The sequence below is a fragment of the Pseudomonas carassii genome, assembly GCF_036324045.1.
GTDB classification, from domain to species: domain Bacteria; phylum Pseudomonadota; class Gammaproteobacteria; order Pseudomonadales; family Pseudomonadaceae; genus Aquipseudomonas; species Aquipseudomonas peradeniyensis.
Genome location: NZ_JAZDCT010000029.1, coordinates 15,735 through 39,269 on the forward strand (window position 1 = coordinate 15,735; position 23,535 = coordinate 39,269).

Genomic DNA, 23,535 nt, shown 5'->3' on the forward strand with positions numbered 1-23,535 from the left:
AAATGATTGTGTAGGAAAATTCAGCGTTACTGCGCCTGCTGCCCGCGCAGTTGCTCCAGCACCGCTTCCAGCGCCCGCTCGAACAGCAGGCCGTCGTCCAGCAGGCGCACTTCGCCACGGCGCAGTGCCAGGGCCAGGCCCATGCGGTTCCATTCGCGCACCTTCATGCCGGTGCGGTTGGTGAAGACCAGGCGATCATTGCTGTCGATGCGCGCCACCAGCTTGCAGCGCAGCGGCTCGTCGTCGTCCATCACTTCGACCCAGTTGCCGACCTGCAGGCGCTGCACCTGGCGCAATGCCGGCTCCTGGTCATCGAGCGGCAGGCCAGGGGCAAGGGCGGACTCGTCGTTGACCGCCAGCACGATAGCCTCCTCCAGCCACACTTCATCCAATGCGGCGTCCGGCTCCGGCGTGCCACCGCAGGCACGCAAGTGCAGTTTCTCCAGTTGCAGGAAGAAATCACGCGTGGCGGCGGAGTCCAGCGCCACCCCCGCCAGGCCGTCGCGCAGCGCCTTGAGCAGGCCCGGCACCTGCTCCAGCAGGCGCTGTGGCTCACGGTACGGGGCAATGCTGACCAGCAGGTCGTCCACTGTCGCCAGGGCGTCGGCCCAGGCCGCCGAGGCCTCGCCCTGCTTCAGCCAGGCCAGCAGCAGCACCTGGCTCCAGGACTGCACCAGCATCTGCACCACCACCTGCGGCAGCACCCGGCCATGCAGGCGGTCGTTCAACTCCTGCTGCACCCGCTGGCGGGCCTGCAAGGCACGGGCACGGCCCTCCTCGGCGTCGCGGGTGCGCTGCTCGAGCAGTTCGTTGCGCCGGCGCTCGTCCTGGCTGAAGGCGAGAAACTCATCGAGCAGCTCGTTGAACACCGCGCAGTCGTCGGAAAAGTCATTGAGCAGGCGCTGGACGATACGCTCGACCCGCAAGTGCAGGCTGTCGCGCAGCCCCTCGGCATCGCTCTCCCAGCCGATGGCCACGGCGGCGATCTCGTTGAGCAGGCGGCGCGCCGGGTGGCTGCCACGGCTGAACATGCCCTTGTCGACCAGCGCGACCTTGAGCACCGGGATATGCAGGCGGGCAATCAGCGCCCGCAGGCTGGCCGGCAGGTTGTCGTCGCCCTGGATGTAGGCGAACAGCAGGTCGACCAGGTTGATCGCGTCCTCGTCGTCGGTGGCGATCCGCCGCCGCGTGCCGCTGCGCACGCTGACCCGCAGCAACAACTGCTCCAGTTGCTGCCCGAGGTTGAAGTCATCCGGCTCGCCGGGGGCCGGTACATAGTGCTGCAGGTGGGTGAGCAGGCGCAGCAGGTCGCCGGTGCTGGTCGGCTGCGCGGATCCGGCCGCCTGCAACCGCGGCGCGACACGCCCGCGCACCGGTGCCAGCAGCGTCTGCACCGAGGCGAAGAAAGCCTGGCCGGCGGAGTCGGACAAGCCGCCCAGCGCCGGGCTGACCGGGACGCGCCGGGCGATGCTGCGCCGGTCCTCGGCGCGGCGCCGCGGGGCGGGCATCAGCTCCGGCAGTACACCGGCGCTGGCGAGCAACTGGCTGGCCTCGCCGTAGAGCAGGTCGAGGTCGCGCAGCACGTAGCGCTCGAACAGCTTGAGCAGCACCATCTTGACACTGGCGCCGACTCCCAGGTTGCGCCCGGCGTCCAGGAAGTAGCCACACAGGTTGCCGGGGCCCAGGGGATTGCTTGCGCTGGCCAGCGGCAATTCCAGCAGCGTGGTGAAGCGCAGGTTCAGTTGCTCCAGCAGGAAGCCGTCGCGGGACAGCACCCGGTCGACCATGGCCTGCACGGCCACCGAGCGCTCCAGCGACGGCTTGTCCTGCGTCTGCGCCCTGACCAGGGACTCGAGCCCATCGCCCTGGCCGATGCGGGCGAAGGCCTCATAGAAGGTGTCGAGGAAGCCCCGCTCGATGCTCTTGCGCTTGAGGCGCAGGTCGCGCATGGCTTCGAAATACAGGTTCTGGTCGAGACGCCCGCTGGCCTTGTCGGCCATTTCGAACAGGGTGTCGTCGGCATTGTCGAACAACGCCTGCAAGCCCTGGCGCAGTTGCAGCGCGGCCTTGTCGCGCACCTGCAAGAGCAGCACCGGAAGGCATGGCGAGGGCGCGCGCGCGCCCCGGTCGATGGCGGCCGCCAAGGGCACCACCTTGCCTTCATCATGCATCCCGGACTCCTTGCTGGATGTTGCGTTGTTCGACTGGAAGGGAATCGTCAAAGCTATGACGCCAAATACTGGTCGCTATTATCGGTGAAAATTCTGACAGCTGCTAGCACGCCATTCGCACGCCTCAACTGACAGTACGTTCACTGGAATGCTCAAACCGCCTGACCAAAGGTCATCGGCCCTACAGCTGTACACGCCGCCCCCCTGCCCTATAATCGCCGGCACCTAGCTTGTGGAGCCGACCATGCCGAACCTACGCCTCGCCGACCTGACCGCCGAAATCGAAGCCAACGTGCGCCGCGCGCTGCTCGAGGACATCGGCAGTGGCGACATCACCGCACAGCTGATCCCGGCCGAGCGCCTGGCCAAGGCGACCATCATCACCCGCGAGGACTGCGTGATCGCGGGCACCGCCTGGGTCGATACGGTGTTCCGCCAGCTCGACCCGCGGGTGGCGGTACACTGGCAGGTGGCCGACGGCGAGCGGGCCACGGCCAACCAGGTGCTGTTCCACCTCGAAGGCCCGGCGCGCTCGCTGCTCAGCGGCGAACGCACGGCGCTGAACTTCCTGCAGATGCTCTCGGGCGTGGCCACCCGCGCACGCTTCCTGGCCGACCTGGTGGAAGGCACCCAGGTGCGCCTGCTCGACACCCGCAAGACCCTGCCCGGCCTGCGCCTGGCGCAGAAGTACGCGGTCACCTGCGGAGGCTGCCACAACCACCGCATCGGCCTGTACGACGCCTTCCTGATCAAGGAAAACCATATCGCCGCCAGCGGTGGCGTGGCCGAGGCCGTGGCGGCGGCACACCGCATCGCCCCGGGCAAGCCGGTGGAGATCGAGGTGGAAAGCCTGGACGAACTGCGCCAGGCGCTGGCGGCCGGAGCCGATATCGTCATGCTCGACGAACTGACCCTGGACGAGATGCGCGAAGCGGTGCGCATCACCGCCGGCAAGGCCAAGCTGGAGGCCAGCGGCGGCGTCAACGAGACCACCCTGCGGGTGATCGCCGAAACGGGTGTGGACTACATCTCGATCGGCGCGATGACCAAGGACGTGAAGGCGGTGGACCTGTCGATGCGCTTGAGTCTCTGAGGTTTTCGCAAGGTATGAAAAAACCGGCCAGATGGCCGGTTCTTTTTATCGCGGGGCCAGCCCGCTCCCACGTTCAGAGTGGGAGCGGGCTGGCCCGCAAAGGCTGGATCAGTTCGCGGCGTTGGCCAGGCCGTCCAGGTAGCGTTCGACGTCCAGGGCCGCCATGCAGCCGGCGCCGGCCGAGGTGATGGCCTGGCGGTAGACGTGGTCGGCCACGTCGCCGGCGGCGAACACGCCCTCGACGTTGGTGGCGGTGGCGTTGCCTTCGCGGCCGCCGTGGACCACCAGGTAGCCGTCTTTCAGGGTCAGCTGGCCTTCGAACAGCGAGGTGTTCGGGGTGTGGCCGATGGCGATGAACACGCCGTCGACCTTGATTTCGTCGAAGCTGCCATCGTTGTTCTTCAGGCGCGCACCGGTCACGCCCATGTTGTCACCCAGCACTTCGTCCAGGGTGGCGTTGAGCTTGAGCTCGATCTTGCCTTCAGCGACACGGGCGTGCAGCTTGTCGATCAGGATTTTCTCGGCGCGGAAGGTGTCGCGGCGGTGTACCAGGGTCACCTTGCTGGCGATGTTGGCCAGGTACAGTGCTTCTTCCACGGCGGTGTTGCCGCCACCGACCACGGCGACCGGCTTGTTGCGGTAGAAGAAACCGTCGCAGGTGGCGCAGGCCGACACGCCCTTGCCCATGAAGGTCTCTTCCGACGGCAGGCCCAGGTAGCGGGCGCTGGCGCCGGTGGCGACGATCAGCGCGTCGCAGGTGTAGGTGCCGCTGTCACCGCGCAGGGTGAACGGCTTGTTGGCCAGGTCGACGGCGTTGATGTGGTCGAAGACGATCTCGGTCTCGAAGCGCTCGGCGTGCTCCTGCATGCGCTGCATCAAGGCCGGGCCGGTCAGGCCATGGGGGTCGCCCGGCCAGTTGTCGACTTCGGTGGTGGTGGTCAGCTGGCCGCCGGCCTGCATGCCGGTGATCAGCAGCGGCTTGAGGTTGGCGCGGGCGGCGTACACCGCGGCGCTGTAACCGGCAGGGCCGGAACCGAGAATGATGACGCGCGAATGACGTACTTCAGACATGTCGAACTCCTGTCGAGCGGGCCGCACGGGTCCAGCATCTAGGTGCCGGTTGCGCCAGCTGGAATTAAAAGGGACCCACGCAGCACTTGGGGAAGGCTACAACGCGTTGGTCCAAAACCGAAAAAGTTGAGCGCACTGTAGCGAGGCCGCAGAGATTAAGGAAATATCCTTCGACAATCCACCTTATAGACAGTCTCTATCCGGCTGCCATTGTCCCAATGCTTTGTTACACGCCGTTTCCCAGAGGCGCGGTGCCTTTCGTCGGCGCGCCAAACTCGGTAAGGTCAGCGCGTTTTCCTCAAGCGGAGCATTCCGATGCAAGCCCCCGTCCTGTCCGGCCCCCAGTACCTGCGCGAGGGCCTGAAACTGGTCCTGAGCCCGAGCCTGCGCCTGTTCGTGCTGCTGCCCCTGGCGGTCAACCTGCTGCTGTTCGGCGGCCTGATCTACTTCGCCGGCCATCAGTTCAGCCTGTGGGTCGATGCGCTGATGCCCACCCTGCCCGACTGGCTGAGTTTCCTCACCTACATCCTGTGGCCGCTGTTCGTCGCCCTGGTGCTGTTGATGGTGTTCTTCACCTTCACCCTGCTGGCCAACGTCATCGCCGCGCCGTTCAACGGCTTCCTGGCGGAAAAGGTCGAGGTGGTGGTGCGCGGCCAGGACACCTTCCCGCCCTTCAGCTGGGCCGAGCTGATGGCCATGGTGCCACGCACCCTCAGCCGCGAGATGCGCAAGCTGGGCTACTTCCTGCCACGGGCCATCGGCCTGTTCATCCTCTCGTTCATCCCGGTGGTGAACGTGATCGCCGCGCCGCTGTGGCTGGTGTTCGGTATCTGGATGATGGCCATCCAGTACATCGACTACCCGGCGGACAACAACAAGATGAGCTGGCAGGACATGCTCGCCTGGCTGCGGCAGAAGCGCTGGCAGTCGATGGGTTTTGGCGGGATCACCTACCTGGCGTTGATGATTCCAGGGGTCAACGTGCTGATGATGCCGGCGGCGGTGGCCGGGGCGACGTTGTTCTGGGTGCGTGAGCGTACCTGAGCTCCCACAATCCTGAAGGAGATCACCCAGCCCTTCGGACTACGCTGTTGCGCAGGGAGCTATCTCCCTGTGGGAGCGGCCTTGTGTCGCGAAAGGGGTGCGAAGCGCCCCCAGGAATCATGCGTCAAGCTGATATCGCCGGGGCCGCTTTGCGGCCCTTTCCGACCGGTCCGACGCCTCGGCAAGGCCGCTCCTACACAGGCGGTGTCAAGCCGGTCAGTGGCTCAACTGACTGGAAAACTGCCCCACCGCATCCACCACCTTCTTCGCCCCTTCCTGGATCTCGACGATCACCCCGCCGGTATCGGCGGCCAGGGCCAGGCCCTGCTCGGCCTGACGCTTGCTGGTGTCGATGATGTCCACTGCGGCCTGGGCCAACTGTTCGTTCTGCTGCACCACCTTGGCGATCTCCTCGGTGGCGCTGCTGGTGCGCGAAGCCAGCTGGCGCACTTCGTCGGCGACCACGGCAAAGCCACGCCCCTGCTCGCCGGCGCGGGCGGCCTCGATGGCGGCGTTGAGCGCCAGCAGGTTGGTCTGGCCGGCGATGTCGCTGATGGTCTTGATGATCGCGCCGATCACCTTCGACTGCTTGTCCAGCGCCTGGATGCCATCGGCGGCGTCCTGCATCGAGCCTTCCAGGCCACGCATCACCTCGACGGTCTGGGTCACCACATCGGTGGCCTTGCGCGCGCTGTCGTCAGTCTCCAGCGAGGTGGTGTAGGCAATGTCGGCGGCCTGGGCCACGGCCAGTTCCTGGTTGACCTGGTCGGTGATCACGGTGGCGAACTTGACCACCTTGTACAGCACATCATGGGCGTCGATGATCGGGTTGTACGAGGCCTCCAGCCAGACCACCCGGCCATGGGCGTCGATGCGCTTGAAACGCTCGGCGACGAACTCGCCGCGACGCAGCCGCTCCCAGAAAGCCTGGTAGCCCGGCGAGTTGGCCTCCTCCGGCTCGCAGAAAATCCGGTGATACTTGCCACGGATCTGCTCTAGGCTGTAGCCCATGGTCTGCAGGAAGCGGTCGTTGGCGGTCAGCACCTGGCCTTCGAGGTTGAACTCGATCACCGCAGTGGAACGCATCAGCGCCTTGATCAGGCTCTCGTGCTCGCGGGAGGTCTCGATGGTGCGGGTCAGGTCGCTGGAGTGCAGGGAGAAGTACTTGATACGCCCCTGGCTGTCCTTGACCGGCTGCAGGATCGAACGCAGCCACGCCTCGTCACCGTTGCCGCGCAGCAGACGGAAGGCGCCGTTGAGGTGCTCGCCACGGGTGATGGCGTGCTTCATGCGCTGGTAGAAATCGAGCTTCTTCACATGCGCCGGCACGATCTCCTCGATGTTGCGCCCGATCAGTTGCTCGGCGCGATAGCCCATCTCGGCCTCGAAGTTACCGTTGACCGACTCGATGCGCCCCTGGGGGTCGAGCTGGAGCACCAGCATCTCGCTGTCGAGGCTGTTCTTGACCTGCTCGATGGACATCAGCTCTTCGCGCAGTTGCTGGATTTCTTTCTTCAGTTTGCTGTTGAACATGACCGCTCTCCCGGAGCGAATTCCTGTAGTCGAATGCCTCTGCATCGGCTGCGTGGCGAGGGTTCTTGAGTGCGTTACAAGGAAATATTCAAACGGATGCAAGTGCCGGAAATCAGGCGTCACGTGTCCGTCACGAAGGCGTCACATGGCCGCAACGGGGGCGGCCCAGACTTTTTCGCATGAGCACACCGTCCCTGCGTATCACTCTGGTCAGCGAAACCTTCCCACCCGAGATCAATGGCGTGGCCAACACCCTTGGCCGCCTCAGCGAAGGGCTGCGCCTGCGCGGCCACCAGGTGGAACTGATCCGCCCGCGCCAGGCCACCGACAAGGCGACCGCCAACGACGAGACCCTGCTGCTGTGCCGAGGTTGGCCGTTGCCGGGCTACCCGGGCCTGCAATGGGGCGAGGTGTCGATGCACAAGCTGTGGCGCCGCTGGCGCCGGCAACGCCCGGACGTGTTGTACATCGCCACCGAAGGCCCGCTGGGCCTGAGCGCCCTGCGCGCAGCCCGGCGCCTGGGCGTGGCGGTGGTCAGCGGCTTTCACACCAACTTCCCGCAGTATTCGGGACAATATGGCCTGGGCCTGCTGTCACGGCTGCTCACCCACTACCTGCGCTGGTTCCATCGGCGCACCGCCATTACCCTGGTGCCCAGCGTCAGCCAGCGCCTGGAGCTGGAGCGCCGCGGCTTCGAACGGCTCGGCCTGATGGCCCGCGGGGTCGACGCCAGCCTGTTCAACCCGGCCCGGCGCAGCCAGGCCCTGCGCGAGCAGTGGGGGCTGGGTGTGGATGACATTGCCGTGCTGCATGTCGGGCGCCTGGCCGCGGAGAAGAACCTGGCCCTGCTGCGTCCTTGCATGGAAGCCCTGGTCAAGGCCTACCCGCAGCGGCGCCTGCGCCTGGTGATCGTCGGCGATGGCCCACTGCGCGGCCAGCTCGAACAGCAACTGCCCGACGCCGTGTTCTGTGGTGCACAGCGCGGCGAGGTGCTGGCCGAGCACTACGCCAGCGGCGACCTGTTCCTGTTCCCGAGCCTGACCGAAACCTTCGGCAACGTCGTGCTCGAGGCGCTCGCCTCGGGCCTGGCCGTGGTCGCCTACGACGAGGCCGCCGCTGCCCAGCATATCCGCCACGGCCACAGCGGCGCCCTGGCCATGCCGGGAGACCAGGCGGCGTTCATCGACGCCGCCTGCTGGTTGCTGGAGGAAAGCGAAACCCTGCGCCGGGTGCGCCTGAACGCCCGCCAGCACGCCAGCCGTCAGGGCTGGCCGGCGATCGTCGAGCAGTTCGAGGGCTACCTGTACAGTGCCTGCCGCGAGCCGCAGGCCGCCCGCGAACAGGTCCCGCCACTGGTGATCAAGCCAGGGTCGTCAGCGCCTCACGGCTGAACGGCAGCACGGCGTCTTCACGCCCGTCCCGTACTTTGCGCGCCCATTCGGCATCCACCAGCAGGGCGCGGCCCACGGCCACCAGGTCGAACTCCTGGTCCTGCAAGCGGCGCAGCAGCCCTTCGAGGCTGGCGGGCTTGGCCACCTTGTCGGTGGCGACCATGAACTGCAGGAACTCGCCGTCCAGGCCGACACTGCCCACGGTGATGGTCGGCTTGCCGGTGAGCTGGCGGGTCCAACCGGCGAGGTTCAGCTCGCTGCCCTCGAACTCCGGCTCCCAGAAGCGCCGGGTGGAGCAGTGGAAGATATCCACTCCCGCCTCGGACAGGGGCTTGAGGAACCCCGCCAGGGCTTCGGGGGTTTCCACCAGGCGAGCACTGTAGTCCTGCTGCTTCCATTGCGAGAAACGCAGGATGATCGGGAAGTCCGGGCCGACGGCTGCGCGCACGGCCTGGATCAGTTCGATGGCGAAGCGTGAGCGCCCGCCCAGGTCACCGCCATATTCGTCATCGCGACGGTTGCTGGCTTCCCAGAAGAACTGGTCGATCAGGTAGCCGTGGGCGCCATGGATCTCCACGCCGTCCATGCCGATGGCCTGGGCATCGCGCGCCGCCTGGGCGAAGGCGGCGATCACCTCGCGGATATCCTCCCGGCTCATGCCGTGGACCAGCACCTGGCCGTCCTTTTCCTTGCCGCTCGGGCCATAGCCCGGAACGCTGGCGTCCGGCTCGGTGCCCAGGCGTCGCACACTGCCCACATGCCACAGCTGCGGCACGATGCGCCCACCCTCGGCATGCACGGCCTCGACCACGCGCTTCCAACCGGCCAGGGCGTCCTCACCGTGGAAGCGCGGCACGTTGGGGTAGCCGTTGGCGGCCTTGTGCCCGACCGTGGTGCCCTCGGTGATGATCAGGCCGACACCGGCGGCGGCGCGGCGGCGGTAGTACTCGACCACGCCGTCGTGGGGCACGCCGCCGGGGCAGAAGGTACGGGTCATCGGCGCCATGACCACGCGGGTCGGCAGGTCGAGGGAGCCGAGGGTGAAGGGCTGGAACAGAGGGTTGCTGGACATGCGGCGCTCCCGTGGGATGAAGTGATGCGCCCGAGCTTAGGGGCCGCCAGGTGAGTGTCACAGCATCATTGATTGCAGTGATCGGCAGGTATCGCTGCGGGCGGGCCGATTTGCAACAGGAAATTTATTTTGCAAAAGGGCTTGAATTCGTCCGGCGGTTGCCTGACTTTAGAGTCAAGAGGCGCAGAAAACCCAACGCCCTCAGTGGCCTAGGCACGCCTCTCGCGAGCAAGCTGAATAAGGATTGAATCATGCAAATCCAGGTCAACAGCAGCAACCAGATCCAAGGCAACGTCCGCTTGAACGAGTGGGTCCGCAGCACACTGCAAAGCAGCCTCGAACGCTACGAGGACGACCTCACCCGCATCGAAGTCCACTTGCGCGACGACAATGGCGCCAAGCCCGGACCGCACGACAAACGCTGCCAAATGGAGGCTCGCCCCAAAGGCCACCAACCGATTTCCGTGACCCATACCGCTACCTCGCTGGACCAGGCCGTCGATGGCGCCGCCAGCAAGCTGAACCACGCGCTGGAGCACTTCTACGGCAAGCTGCGCAGCAAGCGCGCTATCCTGGAGCAGAGCGATCCAGACGCCTGACACTTGAATGTGTCCAATGAAAACGCCCGGCCTTGCGCCGGGCGTTTTCATTGCGTGCCGATCAGCGGGCCTGAACCAACCCACCCTTGCCCCGGTCAACCCCTGCAGTCATTCAGTGCAGGACCGACCATGAACAACCCTTTCGACCAGATCAGCGCCGCCTTCGCCCCCGAGTACCGGGTCAACCTGAGCATCGAGCGCCTGGACGGCAGCATCATGCTGACCCTGTCCGACGACAGCGGCGTGGTCGCCAGGCGCCTGATCAGCCAGGCCCAGCGCAACGATCCGGTGCGCCTGCAGCGGGTCATCGACAGTATCCGCCTGGGCCTGGCCATCGAGCTGGGGCAGAACCCACTGGAGGTGCTGGCGGCCCTGACCCGCACCTGGCACGGCGAGCAGCGCTTTCCTGCCGCCGGAATTGCCAACTGAGGGCTACTTGCCTTCGTCCACTTCCTTGCCGCTGGCATCCAGCGCCTTGGTCGACGGGTAGCGGTACGAGGCGTAGCGCACCACCAGGATGGCGAAGGCCAGCAGCAGGATGCCGCCGCACACGTACAGCAACCCGACATCCGGCGCCTTGTGGTGCGAGACATCGCCGATCAGCAGGCGGGTCAATGCGGTGATCGCCACGTAGAGCAGGAAGCGGATCGGCATGTGGTTGGTCTTGAAGTAGATCCCCACCATCGCCCCCAGCTCCAGGTAGATGAACAGCAGCAGGATGTCATCGACGCTGACCCCGCCCTTGCCCAGCATGTCCAGGAAAGTCACCACCGCCGCATAGGCGGTGATCGCGCCGATACCGAACAGCGCCAGGTAGTGGAAGGCTTCCACGCACAGGTTGCCCAGCGAGTCGGCGGAGCCGTGCAGGCCTTTGCGCAGTCTTTCTGCCCATTTGATATTCACGATGTTCGATTCCCCGATACGACTGTCTTGTGCCATGCAGTTAAAGGGCCACGCCCCCTGTCTTGGAAGGCGGCCGATTGCCGCAGGGCACCTGTGGGCTACGCTGATTTTCAGTTTGCCGGGCCATCATTGCGGTTGCAGGATGATGGCCGGGCGATGTACTGTATAAAAATACAGTTAACCGCTACCCAACCAGCAAAAAGGCACAGAGGTGATGAATGGCCGTCGAAGTGGTGTACCGCAGCAGCCGCGACCCGGAGCGTTTGTTCATGGATAAGGCCGAAGCAGACCGTCACGACAAGATGCTCGAGCTGGCCGAACGCCTGGCCGAGGTGCTGCACAAGGCCGTACCGTCGCTGAGCGAACAGCAGGTCGAGGAAGCCGGTATCTACATGGCCAAGAACCGCGACGTGTTCGCCCGGGCGTTCAAGAGCCAGCCTGATGCGCTGGCGGAACTGCTCGAAGGTGGCGCGGCCGAATAACTTCGACACTGCACTCTGTAGGAGCGGCCTTGTGCCGCGAAAGGGCCGCAGCGCGGCCCCTGCTACCCGGTGCTCTGCCCCCTTTCGCGGCACAAGGCCGCTCCTACAGGGAGAGCACTGGTCTTTTCAGCCGTACAGCAACCGCTCTGCCAACATCTGCGCCACCCTGGCCGGCGACCGTTTCTCCGCCTGGGCATGGGCGAACACCTCGGTCAGCCGCGTGGGAATTCGCGCCAGGTGCGCGGTGATGGTGCCCACGGCCTCCCCTCGATGGGTCAACGCCACATAGATCAACCCGCCCGCGTTGATCACGTAGTCCGGCGCGTACAAGATTCCCCGACTCTCCAACTGGTCGGCCACCTGCAGCGTGGTCAGCTGGTTGTTCGCCGACCCCGCCACCGCCGCACAGCGCAGCTGCATCACGCTCTGCCCGTTGAGCACCGGCCCCACGCCACAGGGCGCGAAGATGTCGCACGGGGTGCTGATCAAGGCCTCGTGGGCCACCGGGTGGGCATTGAACTGCTCCACCGCCAGGCGCACCTTGCCCGGGTCCAGATCGCTGACCAGCAACTCGGCGCCCGCCGCATGCAGTTGCTCGGCCAGGGCATAGCCCACGTTGCCCAAACCCTGCACTGCCACCCGCAGCCCCTCCAGGTTGTCGCTGCCCAGCCGGGCCATGGAGGTGGCGCGAATGCCGGCGAACACACCCATGGCCGCATGGGGCGATGGGTCGCCCGAGGCGGTGGTGCTGGTCACGTAGGGGGTGGACTGGGCGATGCAGTCCATGTCGAGGGTCGAGGTGCCGCTGTCCACCGCCGTGATGAAACGCCCCTGGAGGCTGTCGACGAAGCGGCCGAAGGCCTCGAACAGCGCCGCGCGGTTTTCCACATGCGGATTGCGCACGATCACCGCCTTGCCACCGCCCATCGGCAGCCCGGCCAGGGCCGCCTTGTAGCTCATGCCCTGGGCCAGGCGGATGGCATCGGTCATGGCGCTCTCGTCGTCGGCATAGGGCAGGTAGCGGCAGCCGCCCATAGCCGGCCCCAGCTGTTCGCTGTGAATCACCACCACGGCCTTCAGACCCGTGGGCGGGTCGATGAACAGATGCAGTGACTGGGCGCGGGTGCTTTGCATGAGCTCGAACATAGACGGGCTCCCCAAAGAGGTGCTCCTACCAGTATAAACAGGTGGAGGCCGGACATTGCACGGGCGGACCACTGGACGAAAAGCCACGCCAGGGCTACAAGTTAAGCGTGATGGAGAGGTCCCATGAACCCACGCCAAGCCTGCCTGGCCTGCCTGGAACGCGAGCCGGTCGCCCTGCTGGAAGCCGCCCTGTGGATCGCCGCCGAGCATGACGACACGGTCGAGCCTGCGGCCGGCCTGGCCCGACTGCAGGAACTGCAACGCGACGTCAGCACCAGCCTGCCGATACTGCCGCTCAACGAGCTGGCCCAACCCTTGCTGCGCCAGCTCAACGCCCTGGGCTTCCAGCAGGACGAATACCACCCGCTGCGACCGCAGGCGGCCCTGATGGACAAGGTGCTGCAGCGCCGTCGCGGCCAGCCGTTGCTGCTGGCCATCCTCGCCCTGGAACTGGCCCGCCGTCTGTCGATCCCGCTGGAGGGCGTCAACTTTCCCGGCCATTTCCTGCTGCGCGTACCCGGCGCCGATCACCTGCTCGACCCCTGCGGTGGCCGCCGCCTCTACCCCAACGACTGCCGTGAACTGCTCGCCCGCCAGTACGGCCCGCAGATGACGCTGAGCGCCGAGCACCTGCGCAGCGCCTCGCCGATGCAGATGCTCCAGCGCCTGTCGCGCAACCTGCGCCAGTTGCACATCAGCAACGACAACGACCTGGCCGCGCTGGTCGATGCCGAACGGGTCATGCAACTGGGCCCGGTGCAGGTCAGCGACTACCTGGCCCGCGCAACGCTGTACCAGCACCTGGACTGCCCCCAGGCCGAACGCTTCGACCTGGAGCACGCCCTGTTGCTGACCGACGACCCGCTGCAGCGCCTGAAACTCAGCGAACGCCTCGGCCAGCTGCCCAGCACCAAGCGCTCAATCCATTAAGGCCTCGCCCGCGACCTTCGGCTCACGCGCCTGCGGCGCCCGCACCCGACTGATCAACAACGCCCCCAACACGGCCGGGACTGCGCAGAAGAAGAAGATCTGTTCCACCGGCATGTGCAAGGTCAGCAGCAAGCTGCCCAGCAGTGGCCCGAGGATCGAGCCGAAGCGCCCGACGCCCAGGGCCCAGCCGGTGCCGGTGGCGCGCACCTGGGCCGGGTAGAAGTTGCTGACGAAGGCATTGAGCGTCAGCTGACCGCCGATGATGCAGAAGCCGGCGGCGAACACACTGGGTACCAGCCAGCGCGGGTCGTCGTGGTTCAGGCCAACCAGCACGCTGAACAGCGCCGCTCCCAGCAGCACGGCGGCCAGCAGACGGGCCTTGTTGGCCATGCGGTCGGCGCACCAGGCCAGGCACACCGCGCCGAAGGTGCCGGCGAACAGGAACAGCGAGGTCACCAGGTTGGCCTGGTTCAGCGCCAGCCCGCTTTCCTGCAGCAGCGACGGCAGCCAGCTGATCATGAAGTACAACAGGATCAGGCTGACGAAAAAGGTGCTCCACAGCAGCAGGGTCGGACGGGCGAAACCGTCGCGGAACAACGCCACCACGGTGAGTTTGCTTTCCGCCGGCTCGTCGGTGGCGACGCGTGCCGCCGGTATCTGCCAGCCCGGCAGCAGGCGAGCGGTGACCCGCTGCAGCCGCGCATAGGGCGGGGCGTCGCGCAGCAGGCGCGGCAGCGACTCGGGCAGGAACAGTGCCAAGAACGGGAACAGCAGCAAGGGCGCCACGCCGCCGGCGAGGAACACCGCCTGCCAGCCGTAATGGTCGATGAAGCCCGCGGCGACGAAGCCCCCCGCAGCGCCCCCCAGGGAGAAACCGCAGGCCGCCAGGGTGACCATCAGGGTGCGCAGTCGAGGCGGCGCGTAGTCGGCCATCAGCGCCATGGCGCTGGGCATGGCGCCGCCCATGCCGATGCCGCAGAGAAAGCGCGCCAGCATCAGGCTGTCGAGCGAAGAGGCGAACACCATCAGCAGCGTCAGGCTGGCGTACAGCAGCACGCAGCACAGCAGCACCCGGCGCACGCCGAAGCGGTCGGCCAGTGGCGTCACCGCCAGCGAACCGACTGTCAGCCCCAGCAGGTTGGCGCTGAATACCGGCCCGAAGGCGGCCTTTTCCAGCCCCCAGTCCTGGGCCAGCGCGGGAATCACATAGCCCAGCACCTGGGCGTCATAACCATCGGTGACCAACAGCAGGATCAACAGCAGCAGCAGGCGCCACTGATAGGGTGACACCGGGCGCGCGTCGAGCGCCGCGCGAAAGCTGGCTATCTGGTTGTGCATCGCAAGGTCCCTGTCTTTTGTTGTTATGAGTGCAGGTGCGGGCGGTGGCGATCAGTCGGGCGTGTCGGGCTGCCTCGCCGGGTGGGCCTGGTGGAAGGCCGGGTGCTGCTCGGCCAGGGCGGCGACCCGGCGGATGCGCGGGTAACCACCGAGGTCGATGTTGAAGCGCTCGGCCGCGTACAACTGCGGGATCAGATAGACGTCGGCGAGGCCCGGCGTCGTCCCGAAGCAGAAGCCGTCATCGCCGATCAACTGCTCGATCGCCGCCAGCCCCTGGCTGATCCAGAGGCTGATCCACTGGTTGACCTGGGCCTCGTCGTGCCCCAGCTGACGCAGTTGGTTGAGCACGCTGACGTTGTGCAATGGGTGGATATCGCAACCGATGATCGCCGCCACGCCGCGCACCTTGGCCCGGGCTTCGGGCGCACGGGGCAGCAGTGGCGTTTGGGGGAAGGCTTCCTCCAGGTACTCGATGATCGCCGGCGACTGCACCAGCAGCTCGCCGCTCTCCAGGCGCAGGGCCGGCACCCGGCCCTGGGGGTTGAGCGCCAGGTAGTCCGCGCCGCGCTGCTCGCCCTTGAGCAGGTTCACCGGCAGGGCCTGGTAATCCAGGCCCTTGAGCGCCAGGGCGATGCGCACCCGATACGACGAGGTGGAGCGGTAGTAGGTGAACAGTTCCATCGCCCTGCCCCCTCAGTTGGCCGCGACGATGGTGCCGCGGCATTCGCCGAAGCCGATGCTGGCCACGCCCTCGCGCACGCAACGGGCACGCAGGATGATCTCGTCACCGTCCTCGAGGAACTTGCGCACCTCGCCGCTGGCCAGTTCCACCGGATGCTTGCCGCCCTCGGTGATCTCCAGCAGGCTGCCAAACGAACCCGGCGCGGCGCCCGACAGGGTGCCCGAGCCGAACAGGTCGCCCGGTTGCAGCTGGCAACCGTTGACGCTGTGGTGGGCAACCATCTGCGCCACGGTCCAGTACATGCTGCGGGTGCTGCTCAGGGTGAGGCGATGAGCCGGCAGGTTCTGCTCGCGCATGCGCTCGGTCAGCAGCAGCACCTCCAGCTCGATGTCGAAGGCGCCGGCGGCCTGGTCGCGCTTGTCCAGCAGGTACGACAGCGGCTGCGGGTCACCCTCCGGACGGGCCGGCTGGGCGCAGCGGAACGGCTCCAGGGCCTCGGCGGTGACCACCCACGGCGACACCGTGGTGATGAAGCTCTTGGACAGGAACGGGCCCAGCGGCTGGTATTCCCAGGCCTGGATATCCCGCGCCGACCAGTCGTTGAGCAGGCAGAAGCCGGCCACGTGCTCGGCGGCATCACCCACCGGGATCGGCTGGCCCATGTCGTTGCCCTGGCCGATCCAGATGCCCAGCTCCAGTTCGTAGTCCAGGCGCGCGCATGGGCCGAAGCTCGGCTCGGTCTGGCCCGCCGGCAGGGTCTGGCCCTTGGGGCGGCGCACATCGGCGCCGGAGGCACGGATGGTCGAGGCGCGGCCGTGGTAACCGATCGGCACATGCTTGTAGTTGGGCAGCAGCGGGTTGTCCGGGCGGAACAGCTTGCCGACGTTCTTGGCATGCTCGATGCCGACATAGAAGTCGGTGTAGTCACCGATCTTCGCCGGCAGGTGCAGTTGGCATTCGCTGGCCGGGTACAGCGCGGCCTTCAGCGCAGCCTGGTGCTCGCTGCCCTCGCCCAGCAGTGCCAGCAGGCGCTCGCGCAGGGCCACGCGGGCCGCACGGCCGAGGGCGAAGAAGGCGTTCAGCGCGCCGTCGACGGTGGCCTCGACGGCGGCCTTGGCCGCACCGTCGAACAGGCCGGCGGCCAGCACGGCCTCGAGGTCGAGGATCGCGTCGCCGATGGCCACGCCGCAACGTGGCGCCTGCCCTGGGCGGCTGAAGATGCCCAGGGGCAGGTTCTGCAGCGGGAAGTCGCGGTGCCCGTTGGCGTGCTCGACCCAGCTGCGGGCAATGGCGGTATGGTTCATCGGTTATCTCCGGTTCGGGTTGAAGGTGCTCGGCAAGGTGGCCCAGCAACTATCATAGTCGGCCTGCAACTGCGGGCTTTCGAGGGCCTGGCGGCTCGGACGCAGCACCTGGCTGGTCTCGAACATGAAGGCCATGGTGTTGTCGATCTTGTGCGGCGCCAGGTCCACCGAGATGGCCTTGTCGCAAGTCTCGGCGTCCGGACCGTGGGCGCTCATCACCCCGTGCAGCGAGGCGCCGCCGGGCAGGAAGCCTTCGGCCTTGGCGTCGTAGGCGCCGTGGATCAGGCCCATGAACTCGTTCATCAGGTTGCGGTGGAACCATGGTGGACGGAAGGTGTTCTCGGCCACCATCCAGCGCGGCGGGAAGATCACGAAGTCCATGTTGGCCATGCCGTGCACGCTGGTGGGCGAGGTCAGCACGGTGAAGATCGACGGGTCGGGGTGGTCGAAGCTGACCGTGCCGATGGTGTTGAAGCGGCGCAGGTCGTACTTGTACGGCACGTTGCTGCCGTGCCAGGCGACCACGTCCAGCGGCGAATGCTGCAGCTCGCAAGCCCAGTGTTCGCCGAGGAACTTCTGCACCAGCTGCACCGGGCCGGTGCTTTCTTCGTAATGGGCGACCGGAGTGAGGAAGTCACGCGGGTTGGCCAGGCCGTTGCTGCCGATCGGGCCGAGGTCCGGGATGCGCAGCGGCGCACCGTGGTTCTCGGCGATGTAGCCACGGGCCTGGGCATCGAGCAGTTCGACTCGGAACTTCATGCCCCGCGGGATCACCGCGATCTCCAGCGGTCCGACTTCGAGCACGCCCAGCTCGGTGGCGATGCGCAGGCGGCCCTGCTCAGGCACCAGCAGCAGCTCGCCGTCAGCATTGAAGAACACCCGCTCCATGGAACGGTTGGCGCGGTAGATGTAGATGCTCACCCCGGCCGGCTTTTCCGACGCCGAGTTGGCCACCATCGGCAGCCAGCCATCGATGAAGTCGGTCGGCTCGGACGGGATCGGCTGGGGGCTCCAGCGCAGGCGATTGGGGTTGACGGCCCCCAGCGCGCCGGTCAGCGGCTGGCGCTCCAGGCGCTCGAAGCGCGGGTGCAGCGCCGACGGGCGAATGCGGTACAGCCAGGTACGGCGCAGTTCGCTGCGGGTCATGGTGAAGGCAGTGCCCGACAGCAGCTCGGCGTACAGCCCGTAGGGGGCCTTCTGCGGCGAGTTCTGCCCGACCGGCAGGGCGCCGGGCAAGGCTTCGCTGGCGAATTCGTTGCCGAAGCCGCTCAGGTACTCGAGTTCAGGGGAAGTGTCGCGGGTCATCGGTGCCTCCGGGCTGCTGGGAGCCGTTGCGGGCAGCTGGCTGCGGGCCCGATCCTGAAACCGGCACCAAGGGCGGCAGCGCGTCTGCATTGTTTTTATCGTAATCAGATTACGAATAACGTAATTTGCCCGCACGCAGTCGTCAAGCTATAAAGGCGCCACCCTAAGAAATCCGCATAGAAGTCCCCCATGGCCAAAGCCAGCAGCAACGCCGACAACGGCAAACAGAAGGTCCGCTCGGCGGAAGTCGGCACCGACATTCTCAAAGCCCTGGCCGAACTCTCCCCCTCCACCTCGCTGTCGCGCCTCGCCGAGCATGTCGAGATGCCAGCGAGCAAGGTGCACCGCTACCTGCAAGCGCTGATCGCCAGCGGTTTCGCTGAGCAGGACCCGGCCACCAACCACTACGGGCTGGGGCGCGAGGCGTTGCGGGTAGGCATGGCGGCCCTGGGCAGCATCGATGTGCTGAAGGTGGCGGCGCTGCCGCTGTCGCAGTTGCGCGACGAGCTCAACGAAAGCTGCTTCATCGCCGTGTGGGGCAACCAGGGCGCGACCGTGGTGAGCATCGAGCCGGCGGTGCGAGCGGTGACGGTGGTGACCCAGATCGGCTCGGTGCTGCCGTTGCTGAGCTCGTCCACCGGTCTGGTGTTCGCTGCCCATCTGCCCGAGCGGGAGACCGTGGAGCTGCGCGACCAGGAACTGGCCACGCTCGGCCAGACGGCAGCCGACTATGCGCCCCTGCTGGAGCAGATCCGCCAGCGCGGCCTGCACCATGTGCACGGGTTGCTGATGCCGGGGGTGGATGCGCTGTCCGCGCCGGTGTTCAACGCCATGGGCCAGATCGCCGCGGTGATGACCGTGGTCGGGCCGACCTCGATCTTCCATGCCGACGAGCACGGCCCGGCTGCCCGGCGCCTGCTCGCCGCCACACAGGCCACCAGCTGGCGGATGGGCCACGGCGCGGATCAGTGAAAGGGCTTACAAAGCATTACGGATTTTCACTGCACAGGCTGGCTATAGTCCGCCTTGCACTTTTACCCGAAACGTAAAGGTGAATGTCATAAGCCGCTATTTTTCCCACGGGATCAAGCGCTTATTCTGATCTCACTGGCCGGCACGAAGGGCTCTCCCCCCCGCCTTTCGGGCCCGCCCAGGTTCACCGACGTTGATTTTGAAGCTCCTTGATCTAACGTCTCGATTGGCCGCTGCGATTGCAGCGGCCTTTTTTATTTGTGCAAGAATCGAGCATCAGAAGTTGACGCTCTTCAAGCCAACGGATACTTCTGCAGGTTCGCCATCATCTGCTGCAACGCCTGCAGGCTGTCCTGCGGATGCCCGGCGCCCTCGAAGTCGCCAATCCGCGCCCAGTTGTCCGCCACCTGCTCGGGCGTGAACCCTTCACGCGGGTCGAACCCCACGCCCTGGCTGCGCTCCCAGCGCACCTTGCCGACCCAGCCGCCGCCCACCTCGAACAACTCGCCGCTGTCCTGGCACTGATCGCTCCCCAGGTACACCACCAGTGGGCTGATCAGCTCGGGTTGCAGCCGCTCGAACACCTGCGGCGGGATCAGCCCCTCGGTCATGCGCGTACCGCCGGTCGGGGCGATGGCGTTGACCAGGATGCCGTGCTTGCGGCCCTCGATGGCCAGGGTGCGGGTCAGCCCGTAGAGGCCGAGCTTGGCCATGCCGTAGTTGGCCTGACCGAAGTTTCCGTAGATGCCCGAGGTGGACGAGGTGAAGATCACCCGCCCCCAGTTCTGCGCCCGCAGGTGCGGCCAGGCGGCGTGGGTGACCTTGTAGGCGCCCTCGACGTGCACGCGGTAGACCAGCTCCCAGTCACTGTCCTCCATCTTGTGGAAGGTCTTGTCGCGCAGGATGCCGGCGTTGTTGACCAGCACATCGACCCGACCGAAGGTGTCCAGGGCCTGCTCGACGATGCGCGCGCCGTCGGTGACCGAGTCATGGTTGGCGATCGCCGAACCGCCCGCGGCGCGGATCTCCTCCACCACGCGGTCGGCCGCCGAGACGTTGGCGCCTTCGCCATGGGTCGACCCGCCCAGGTCGTTGACCACCACGTGCGCGCCGCGCGCGGCGAACAGCAACGCATGGGCCCGGCCCAGGCCGCCACCGGCCCCCGTGACGATCACCACTCGATCCTGCAGACGTACTGGTTCGCTCATGCTCAAGGCTCCTGGCAATGAAGGGATGCAACACAGTCTCCGCCAGCCGCCGGGGCCGGGCAATCAAGCGCACCGTGGCGAATGCCGCCCGATAACGCCCGGCGATGATCGCCCGGTCAGGACCAGGCGACCTTCAGCGGCACATAGCTCATCGGTTGTTCACGAAAGGCCAGGTAGTGGCGCAGCACCTGCACCGGCGCCTCGGTGTGCGGGTAATGGCCGATGCCCTGCAGCACCACGGTATCCGGCTCCGGCACCAGCTCGCGGTAGCGCTCGACCATGTGCGCGCCGGACAGCGGATCCACCGCACCATTGATGAAGCGCAGCGGCACGCCCGGGCGCTGCAACGCCGCGACCCAGCGTTCGCGCTGGGCCCTGCGCTCGGGCAGGAAGCTGATGAGCCGGTGCAGGATGCGCGGGCCGCGATTGGAGGCGATCAGGCTCCAGTAGTCGTCCAGGGCGCTTTCGCTGGGGTGGGTGCAAGGGCCGTAGACCTGGGTGACGTTGCGCACCAGGTCGTCGCGCCCGAACGAGCGCCCGACCAGCCAGCCCAGGCGGCTGAGCAGCAGCTTCTGCACCAGCAGCACACGGCAGCTCTCAGGGAACAGTCCGCTGTTGAGGAACACGCAACTGGCCACCTCGAGCCGCCGCTCGTGGTGCCTGGCCAGCAGTTCCTGGGCGACGCTGCCGCCGTAGTCGTGGGCCAGCAGGTGCACCGGCTGGTTGATGTGCAGGTGTGCCAGCAACGCCTGCTGCAGGTCGGCCTGCTCGAGCAGGCTGTAGTTGTGGTCCGCAGGCTTGGCCGAGTCGCCGAAGCCAAGCATGTCGCAGGCCACCACGCGAAAGCGCTGGGTCAGGGGTGCCCACAGGTAATGCCAATCCCAGCTGGCCGTGGGGAAACCGTGAAGCAATAGCAGGGGCTCTCCTTGCCCTGCCGTCCAGTAGCGGATGCTCTGGCCCCGGAAGGTGAAACCCTGGCTCCGGGTGCGCCAGACGCACAATGGAATCTCGGCCAGTGGCATCACGGTCGTCCCGGTGGATAAGTGTCGGAAGAGGGCAAGGCTGCGTTCATTGCATGTCACCTCGGCACATACATGTGCTCTCTATGTCGAGGCTCAGTCTAGAAGGCAATACGAAGGTATTAGGTTGCCTTGGCAGCCAGCCTGATGACCGTGCGAGTCAGTGGCACGAACGGTCAAATCAACTTCATCAGAAGCGGCGCCGCCAACAGGTTGAGCAGCCCGGTCAGGACCATGACCAGGCCGGCCACCGAGCCCTCCTCGCGGCCGACCTCCTGGGCCCGGCTGACGCCCGCGCCATGGGCGCCGACGCCGAACAGCGCGCCCCGCGCCAACGGCGTGCGCAGTGGCAACCAGCGCAGCAGGATGCCGCCGAACATCGCCCCGAGCACGCCGGTGAACATCACGAACACCGCCGTCAGCTCCGGCACGCCGCCCAGGTCCTGGGCCACCGGCATGGCGAACGGCGTTGTGATCGAACGCGGCAGCAGCGACAGGCTGACCGCCTCGTCCAGCGCCAGCAAGTGCGCCAGCGCCCAGGAACTGCCGATCGAGGCCACGCTGCCGGCCAGCATGCCCACCAACAGTGCCGGCCAGTGCCGCGCCAGCAATGCGCGCTGCTGCCAGATCGGCACCGCAAAGGCGACGGTGACTGGGCCCAGCACGCCCATCAGCCAGTGGGTGTTGCGGGCGTACTCGGCGTAGGCGGTGTGCAGCGGCACGGCCACCGCCAGCAGCAACGCCGGCACCAGGATCAGCGGCGACAACAGGTAGCGCCCGCTGCGCCGGTACAGCCAGCGGCTGCCCAGGTAGGCGCCCAGGGTCAGCGCCAACCAGAACAGCGGCATGGGTTCAAGGCTCATGGCGCAACCTCCAGCGGCACACCAGTTCCACGGTCAGCGCGGTGACCACCATCACCAACAGGGTGCTCAGGGCGATCACCAGCAGGATGCGCCAGCCTTCGCTACGCAGCAGGCTGCCGTAGTCCAGCAGGCTCATCAGCGCCGGGATGAAGAACAGCAGCATCTCGGCCATCAGCCAGCCAGCGCCCAGTTGCAGGGTGGCCGGCTTGAGCACACCGGTAGCGAACAGCACCAGCAGCAACGCCAGGCCCATCACCCCGGCGGGGATCGGCCAGGCCAGCCAGGCGGCCAGTTGCCCACCGATCAGGAACAGGGCCAGCAGCACCGCCAGCTCGGCGAGCAGGCGCAGGGTTTTCTTCAGCAATGCAGGATTCATGGGCGGGGGTTCCTCGACAACGTGCCCATTGTAGAATTCGCGCACCTAGGCCAGAAGCGAATTGTTAGACTGACAGCCATTCCAGAATGGAATCTAGTGATCATGGAATTCAAACAGCTGCGCAGTTTCATCGAGGTCGTTCACAAGGGCGGCTTCACCCAGGCGGCGACCACCCTGCACGTCAGCCAGTCGGCGGTGAGCAAGCAGGTCGCCCAGCTGGAACAGGCTGTCGGCCAGCCGCTGCTGGAGCGCCAGGGTTCACAGTTGCTGCTGACCGCCGCCGGGCGCATCGTCCTCGAGCGGGGCGAGGCGCTGTTGCGCCAGCGCCAGGAGTTGCAGAGCGAACTGGACGACCTCAGCCAGATGGCCCGCGGCGAACTTCGCCTGGGCCTGCCGCTGCTGGGCAGCGACGCGCTGTTCGCCGGGTTGTTCGCCGAGTACCGGCGGCGACATCCGAACATCTCGATCCAGCTGCTCGAAGGCGGCAGCCGCATGGTCGAGCAGGCGGTGAGAAGTGGCGAGCTAGAGCTGGGCGGCAGCCTGACGCCGAGCGATCCGGCGTTCGACTACCAACCCTTTTGCAACGAGCCGCTGGAGGCCCTGCTGCCTGCCGGTCACCCGCTGGCCGGGGAGGCCGACGTCGCCCTGGCGCAACTGGCCGACACGCCGTTCCTGCTGTACCAGCGCAGCTTCGTGTTGAATGATCGGTTGCTCAGTGCCTGCCAGCAGGAGGGCTTCACACCCAGGGAAGGCGGACGCAGCGGCCAGGCAGACTTTCTCGCCGCGCTGGTGGCGGCCGGTCAAGGCGTGGTGCTGCTGCCGGCGATCGTCGCGCGGGCGCTGGAGCGGCCCGGGGTGGTGCGTTTGCCGTTGCGGGCGCCGGAGTACCTGCGCTGGGATATCGCCTTCATCTGGCGGCGCGGGGCTTATCTGTCGCGGGCGGCGCAGGCGTGGCTGGCGTTGTTGCGCGAACAGAACGAATGACACGAACGTGTAGGAGCGGCCTTGTGCCGCGAAAGGGCCGCACTGCGGC

The 23,535-nt window shown here is 66.6% G+C and carries 23 protein-coding genes and 1 pseudogene; 9 read left to right on the forward strand and 15 right to left on the reverse strand.

All coding sequences use genetic code 11. The annotated features are described in order from the left end of the window. Window positions 1–26 precede the first annotated feature (26 nt). Window positions 27–2,171, reverse strand: coding sequence for a DUF1631 domain-containing protein (locus V0R62_RS19720; protein WP_330104898.1), 2,145 nt, complete (start codon window positions 2,169–2,171; stop codon window positions 27–29). Between the two features lie 244 nt (window positions 2,172–2,415). Here V0R62_RS19720 and nadC point away from each other — a divergent pair, with 244 nt between their 5' ends. Beyond that, window positions 2,416–3,264: a carboxylating nicotinate-nucleotide diphosphorylase gene (nadC, locus tag V0R62_RS19725; protein WP_186713196.1), complete on the forward strand. Its 849-nt coding sequence runs from the start codon at window positions 2,416–2,418 to the stop codon at window positions 3,262–3,264. A gap of 108 nt (window positions 3,265–3,372) precedes the next feature. On the opposite strand, the gene trxB is transcribed toward nadC, so the two are convergent. After that, the gene (trxB, locus tag V0R62_RS19730) at window positions 3,373–4,335 is read right to left on the reverse strand and encodes a thioredoxin-disulfide reductase (protein WP_330104899.1); all 963 of its coding nucleotides are present in this window, start codon (window positions 4,333–4,335) and stop codon (window positions 3,373–3,375) included. A gap of 315 nt (window positions 4,336–4,650) precedes the next feature. On the opposite strand from trxB, the gene cysZ reads away from it, so the two are divergent. Next, window positions 4,651–5,379, forward strand: a complete 729-nt coding sequence (gene cysZ / locus V0R62_RS19735; protein ID WP_330104900.1) for a sulfate transporter CysZ — start codon at window positions 4,651–4,653, stop codon at window positions 5,377–5,379. A gap of 216 nt (window positions 5,380–5,595) precedes the next feature. Here cysZ and V0R62_RS26895 read toward each other — a convergent pair whose 3' ends face one another. Both V0R62_RS26895 and V0R62_RS26900 read right to left on the reverse strand, forming a co-directional pair. Beyond that, window positions 5,596–6,027 (reverse strand): methyl-accepting chemotaxis protein, encoded by a 432-nt coding sequence (locus V0R62_RS26895; RefSeq protein ID WP_371923703.1) that lies wholly within the window; start codon window positions 6,025–6,027, stop codon window positions 5,596–5,598. Window positions 6,028–6,189: 162 nt separating this feature from the next. Then, window positions 6,190–6,957: pseudogene (locus V0R62_RS26900) on the reverse strand (PAS domain-containing protein); the annotation flags it as partial. 134 nt (window positions 6,958–7,091) lie between these two features. On the opposite strand from V0R62_RS26900, the gene V0R62_RS19745 reads away from it, so the two are divergent. Beyond that, on the forward strand, window positions 7,092–8,303 hold the full coding sequence (locus tag V0R62_RS19745; RefSeq protein WP_330104902.1) for a glycosyltransferase family 4 protein: 1,212 nt from the start codon (window positions 7,092–7,094) through the stop codon (window positions 8,301–8,303). Here V0R62_RS19745 and V0R62_RS19750 read toward each other — a convergent pair. Continuing rightward, entirely contained in the window at window positions 8,272–9,375 is a 1,104-nt protein-coding gene (locus V0R62_RS19750; protein WP_330104903.1) for an NADH:flavin oxidoreductase, read from the reverse strand. The genes V0R62_RS19745 and V0R62_RS19750 overlap by 32 nt on opposite strands. A gap of 251 nt (window positions 9,376–9,626) precedes the next feature. Here V0R62_RS19750 and V0R62_RS19755 point away from each other — a divergent pair, with 251 nt between their 5' ends. Together V0R62_RS19755 and V0R62_RS19760 are read left to right on the forward strand one after the other, a co-directional pair. After that, window positions 9,627–9,974: an HPF/RaiA family ribosome-associated protein gene (locus V0R62_RS19755; RefSeq protein WP_186733865.1), complete on the forward strand. Its 348-nt coding sequence runs from the start codon at window positions 9,627–9,629 to the stop codon at window positions 9,972–9,974. Window positions 9,975–10,103: 129 nt separating this feature from the next. Continuing rightward, window positions 10,104–10,403, forward strand: a complete 300-nt coding sequence (locus tag V0R62_RS19760) for a DUF3509 domain-containing protein (RefSeq protein ID WP_198743699.1) — start codon at window positions 10,104–10,106, stop codon at window positions 10,401–10,403. 3 nt (window positions 10,404–10,406) lie between these two features. On the opposite strand, the gene V0R62_RS19765 is transcribed toward V0R62_RS19760, so the two are convergent. Further along, the gene (locus tag V0R62_RS19765) at window positions 10,407–10,877 is read right to left on the reverse strand and encodes a phosphate-starvation-inducible protein PsiE (RefSeq protein ID WP_110736873.1); all 471 of its coding nucleotides are present in this window, start codon (window positions 10,875–10,877) and stop codon (window positions 10,407–10,409) included. A 218-nt stretch (window positions 10,878–11,095) separates the two neighbouring features. Between V0R62_RS19765 and V0R62_RS19770 the strand changes: the two genes are divergently transcribed. After that, window positions 11,096–11,359 carry a YebG family protein gene (locus V0R62_RS19770; protein WP_012274138.1) on the forward strand — a complete coding sequence of 88 codons (264 nt, stop codon included), beginning with the start codon at window positions 11,096–11,098 and terminating at the stop codon, window positions 11,357–11,359. 126 nt (window positions 11,360–11,485) lie between these two features. Here the strand turns inward: V0R62_RS19770 and V0R62_RS19775 are convergent, their stop codons facing one another. Continuing rightward, a complete protein-coding gene (locus tag V0R62_RS19775) occupies window positions 11,486–12,505 on the reverse strand; it encodes a Leu/Phe/Val dehydrogenase (protein WP_330104904.1) in 1,020 nt (339 codons plus the stop codon). Between the two features lie 123 nt (window positions 12,506–12,628). Between V0R62_RS19775 and V0R62_RS19780 the strand changes: the two genes are divergently transcribed. Next, on the forward strand, window positions 12,629–13,435 hold the full coding sequence (locus V0R62_RS19780) for a SirB1 family protein (RefSeq protein ID WP_330104905.1): 807 nt from the start codon (window positions 12,629–12,631) through the stop codon (window positions 13,433–13,435). Here V0R62_RS19780 and V0R62_RS19785 read toward each other — a convergent pair. Genes V0R62_RS19785 through hmgA form a run of 4 tightly spaced genes read right to left on the reverse strand, consistent with a single transcriptional unit; the run spans window position 13,424 to window position 18,064 of the window. Continuing rightward, window positions 13,424–14,773, reverse strand: a complete 1,350-nt coding sequence (locus V0R62_RS19785) for an MFS transporter (RefSeq protein WP_330104906.1) — start codon at window positions 14,771–14,773, stop codon at window positions 13,424–13,426. The genes V0R62_RS19780 and V0R62_RS19785 overlap by 12 nt on opposite strands. A gap of 51 nt (window positions 14,774–14,824) precedes the next feature. Then, window positions 14,825–15,454, reverse strand: coding sequence for a maleylacetoacetate isomerase (gene maiA / locus V0R62_RS19790; RefSeq protein WP_330104907.1), 630 nt, complete (start codon window positions 15,452–15,454; stop codon window positions 14,825–14,827). Window positions 15,455–15,466: 12 nt separating this feature from the next. Beyond that, a complete protein-coding gene (fahA, locus tag V0R62_RS19795) occupies window positions 15,467–16,759 on the reverse strand; it encodes a fumarylacetoacetase (protein ID WP_330104908.1) in 1,293 nt (430 codons plus the stop codon). Window positions 16,760–16,762: 3 nt separating this feature from the next. After that, window positions 16,763–18,064 carry a homogentisate 1,2-dioxygenase gene (gene hmgA / locus V0R62_RS19800; protein WP_330104909.1) on the reverse strand — a complete coding sequence of 434 codons (1,302 nt, stop codon included), beginning with the start codon at window positions 18,062–18,064 and terminating at the stop codon, window positions 16,763–16,765. 189 nt (window positions 18,065–18,253) lie between these two features. On the opposite strand from hmgA, the gene V0R62_RS19805 reads away from it, so the two are divergent. Further along, complete coding sequence (locus tag V0R62_RS19805) at window positions 18,254–19,036, forward strand: IclR family transcriptional regulator (RefSeq protein ID WP_330104910.1); 783 nt, start codon at window positions 18,254–18,256, stop codon at window positions 19,034–19,036. A gap of 293 nt (window positions 19,037–19,329) precedes the next feature. Here the strand turns inward: V0R62_RS19805 and V0R62_RS19810 are convergent, their stop codons facing one another. From V0R62_RS19810 to V0R62_RS19825, 4 genes are all read right to left on the reverse strand, one after another. Continuing rightward, the gene (locus tag V0R62_RS19810) at window positions 19,330–20,244 is read right to left on the reverse strand and encodes an SDR family oxidoreductase (protein WP_330104911.1); all 915 of its coding nucleotides are present in this window, start codon (window positions 20,242–20,244) and stop codon (window positions 19,330–19,332) included. A 116-nt stretch (window positions 20,245–20,360) separates the two neighbouring features. Then, window positions 20,361–21,266, reverse strand: a complete 906-nt coding sequence (locus tag V0R62_RS19815; protein WP_330104912.1) for an alpha/beta fold hydrolase — start codon at window positions 21,264–21,266, stop codon at window positions 20,361–20,363. A gap of 173 nt (window positions 21,267–21,439) precedes the next feature. Next, window positions 21,440–22,126 (reverse strand): LrgB family protein, encoded by a 687-nt coding sequence (locus V0R62_RS19820; protein WP_028689844.1) that lies wholly within the window; start codon window positions 22,124–22,126, stop codon window positions 21,440–21,442. Continuing rightward, window positions 22,116–22,502, reverse strand: a complete 387-nt coding sequence (locus V0R62_RS19825) for a CidA/LrgA family protein (RefSeq protein ID WP_050706866.1) — start codon at window positions 22,500–22,502, stop codon at window positions 22,116–22,118. Before V0R62_RS19825 ends, V0R62_RS19820 begins: the two co-directional genes overlap by 11 nt. Before the next feature lie 102 nt (window positions 22,503–22,604). Between V0R62_RS19825 and V0R62_RS19830 the strand changes: the two genes are divergently transcribed. Continuing rightward, window positions 22,605–23,486 (forward strand): LysR family transcriptional regulator, encoded by an 882-nt coding sequence (locus V0R62_RS19830; protein WP_330104913.1) that lies wholly within the window; start codon window positions 22,605–22,607, stop codon window positions 23,484–23,486. Window positions 23,487–23,535 lie beyond the last annotated feature (49 nt).

Excerpts from the sequence above, each read along its gene's own strand:
- V0R62_RS19720 (WP_330104898.1), bottom strand. The coding sequence starts at position 2,171 with ATGCATGATGAAGGCAAGGTGGTGCCCTTGGCGGCCGCCATCGACCGG.
- nadC (WP_186713196.1), top strand. The coding sequence starts at position 2,416 with ATGCCGAACCTACGCCTCGCCGACCTGACCGCCGAAATCGAAGCCAAC.
- trxB (WP_330104899.1), bottom strand. The coding sequence starts at position 4,335 with ATGTCTGAAGTACGTCATTCGCGCGTCATCATTCTCGGTTCCGGCCCT.
- cysZ (WP_330104900.1), top strand. The coding sequence starts at position 4,651 with ATGCAAGCCCCCGTCCTGTCCGGCCCCCAGTACCTGCGCGAGGGCCTG.
- V0R62_RS26895 (WP_371923703.1), bottom strand. The coding sequence starts at position 6,027 with ATGCGTGGCCTGGAAGGCTCGATGCAGGACGCCGCCGATGGCATCCAG.
- V0R62_RS19745 (WP_330104902.1), top strand. The coding sequence starts at position 7,092 with ATGAGCACACCGTCCCTGCGTATCACTCTGGTCAGCGAAACCTTCCCA.
- V0R62_RS19750 (WP_330104903.1), bottom strand. The coding sequence starts at position 9,375 with ATGTCCAGCAACCCTCTGTTCCAGCCCTTCACCCTCGGCTCCCTCGAC.
- V0R62_RS19755 (WP_186733865.1), top strand. The coding sequence starts at position 9,627 with ATGCAAATCCAGGTCAACAGCAGCAACCAGATCCAAGGCAACGTCCGC.
- V0R62_RS19760 (WP_198743699.1), top strand. The coding sequence starts at position 10,104 with ATGAACAACCCTTTCGACCAGATCAGCGCCGCCTTCGCCCCCGAGTAC.
- V0R62_RS19770 (WP_012274138.1), top strand. The coding sequence starts at position 11,096 with ATGGCCGTCGAAGTGGTGTACCGCAGCAGCCGCGACCCGGAGCGTTTG.
- V0R62_RS19775 (WP_330104904.1), bottom strand. The coding sequence starts at position 12,505 with ATGTTCGAGCTCATGCAAAGCACCCGCGCCCAGTCACTGCATCTGTTC.
- V0R62_RS19780 (WP_330104905.1), top strand. The coding sequence starts at position 12,629 with ATGAACCCACGCCAAGCCTGCCTGGCCTGCCTGGAACGCGAGCCGGTC.
- V0R62_RS19785 (WP_330104906.1), bottom strand. The coding sequence starts at position 14,773 with ATGCACAACCAGATAGCCAGCTTTCGCGCGGCGCTCGACGCGCGCCCG.
- maiA (WP_330104907.1), bottom strand. The coding sequence starts at position 15,454 with ATGGAACTGTTCACCTACTACCGCTCCACCTCGTCGTATCGGGTGCGC.
- fahA (WP_330104908.1), bottom strand. The coding sequence starts at position 16,759 with ATGAACCATACCGCCATTGCCCGCAGCTGGGTCGAGCACGCCAACGGG.
- hmgA (WP_330104909.1), bottom strand. The coding sequence starts at position 18,064 with ATGACCCGCGACACTTCCCCTGAACTCGAGTACCTGAGCGGCTTCGGC.
- V0R62_RS19805 (WP_330104910.1), top strand. The coding sequence starts at position 18,254 with ATGGCCAAAGCCAGCAGCAACGCCGACAACGGCAAACAGAAGGTCCGC.
- V0R62_RS19810 (WP_330104911.1), bottom strand. The coding sequence starts at position 20,244 with ATGAGCGAACCAGTACGTCTGCAGGATCGAGTGGTGATCGTCACGGGG.
- V0R62_RS19815 (WP_330104912.1), bottom strand. The coding sequence starts at position 21,266 with ATGCCACTGGCCGAGATTCCATTGTGCGTCTGGCGCACCCGGAGCCAG.
- V0R62_RS19820 (WP_028689844.1), bottom strand. The coding sequence starts at position 22,126 with ATGAGCCTTGAACCCATGCCGCTGTTCTGGTTGGCGCTGACCCTGGGC.
- V0R62_RS19825 (WP_050706866.1), bottom strand. The coding sequence starts at position 22,502 with ATGAATCCTGCATTGCTGAAGAAAACCCTGCGCCTGCTCGCCGAGCTG.
- V0R62_RS19830 (WP_330104913.1), top strand. The coding sequence starts at position 22,605 with ATGGAATTCAAACAGCTGCGCAGTTTCATCGAGGTCGTTCACAAGGGC.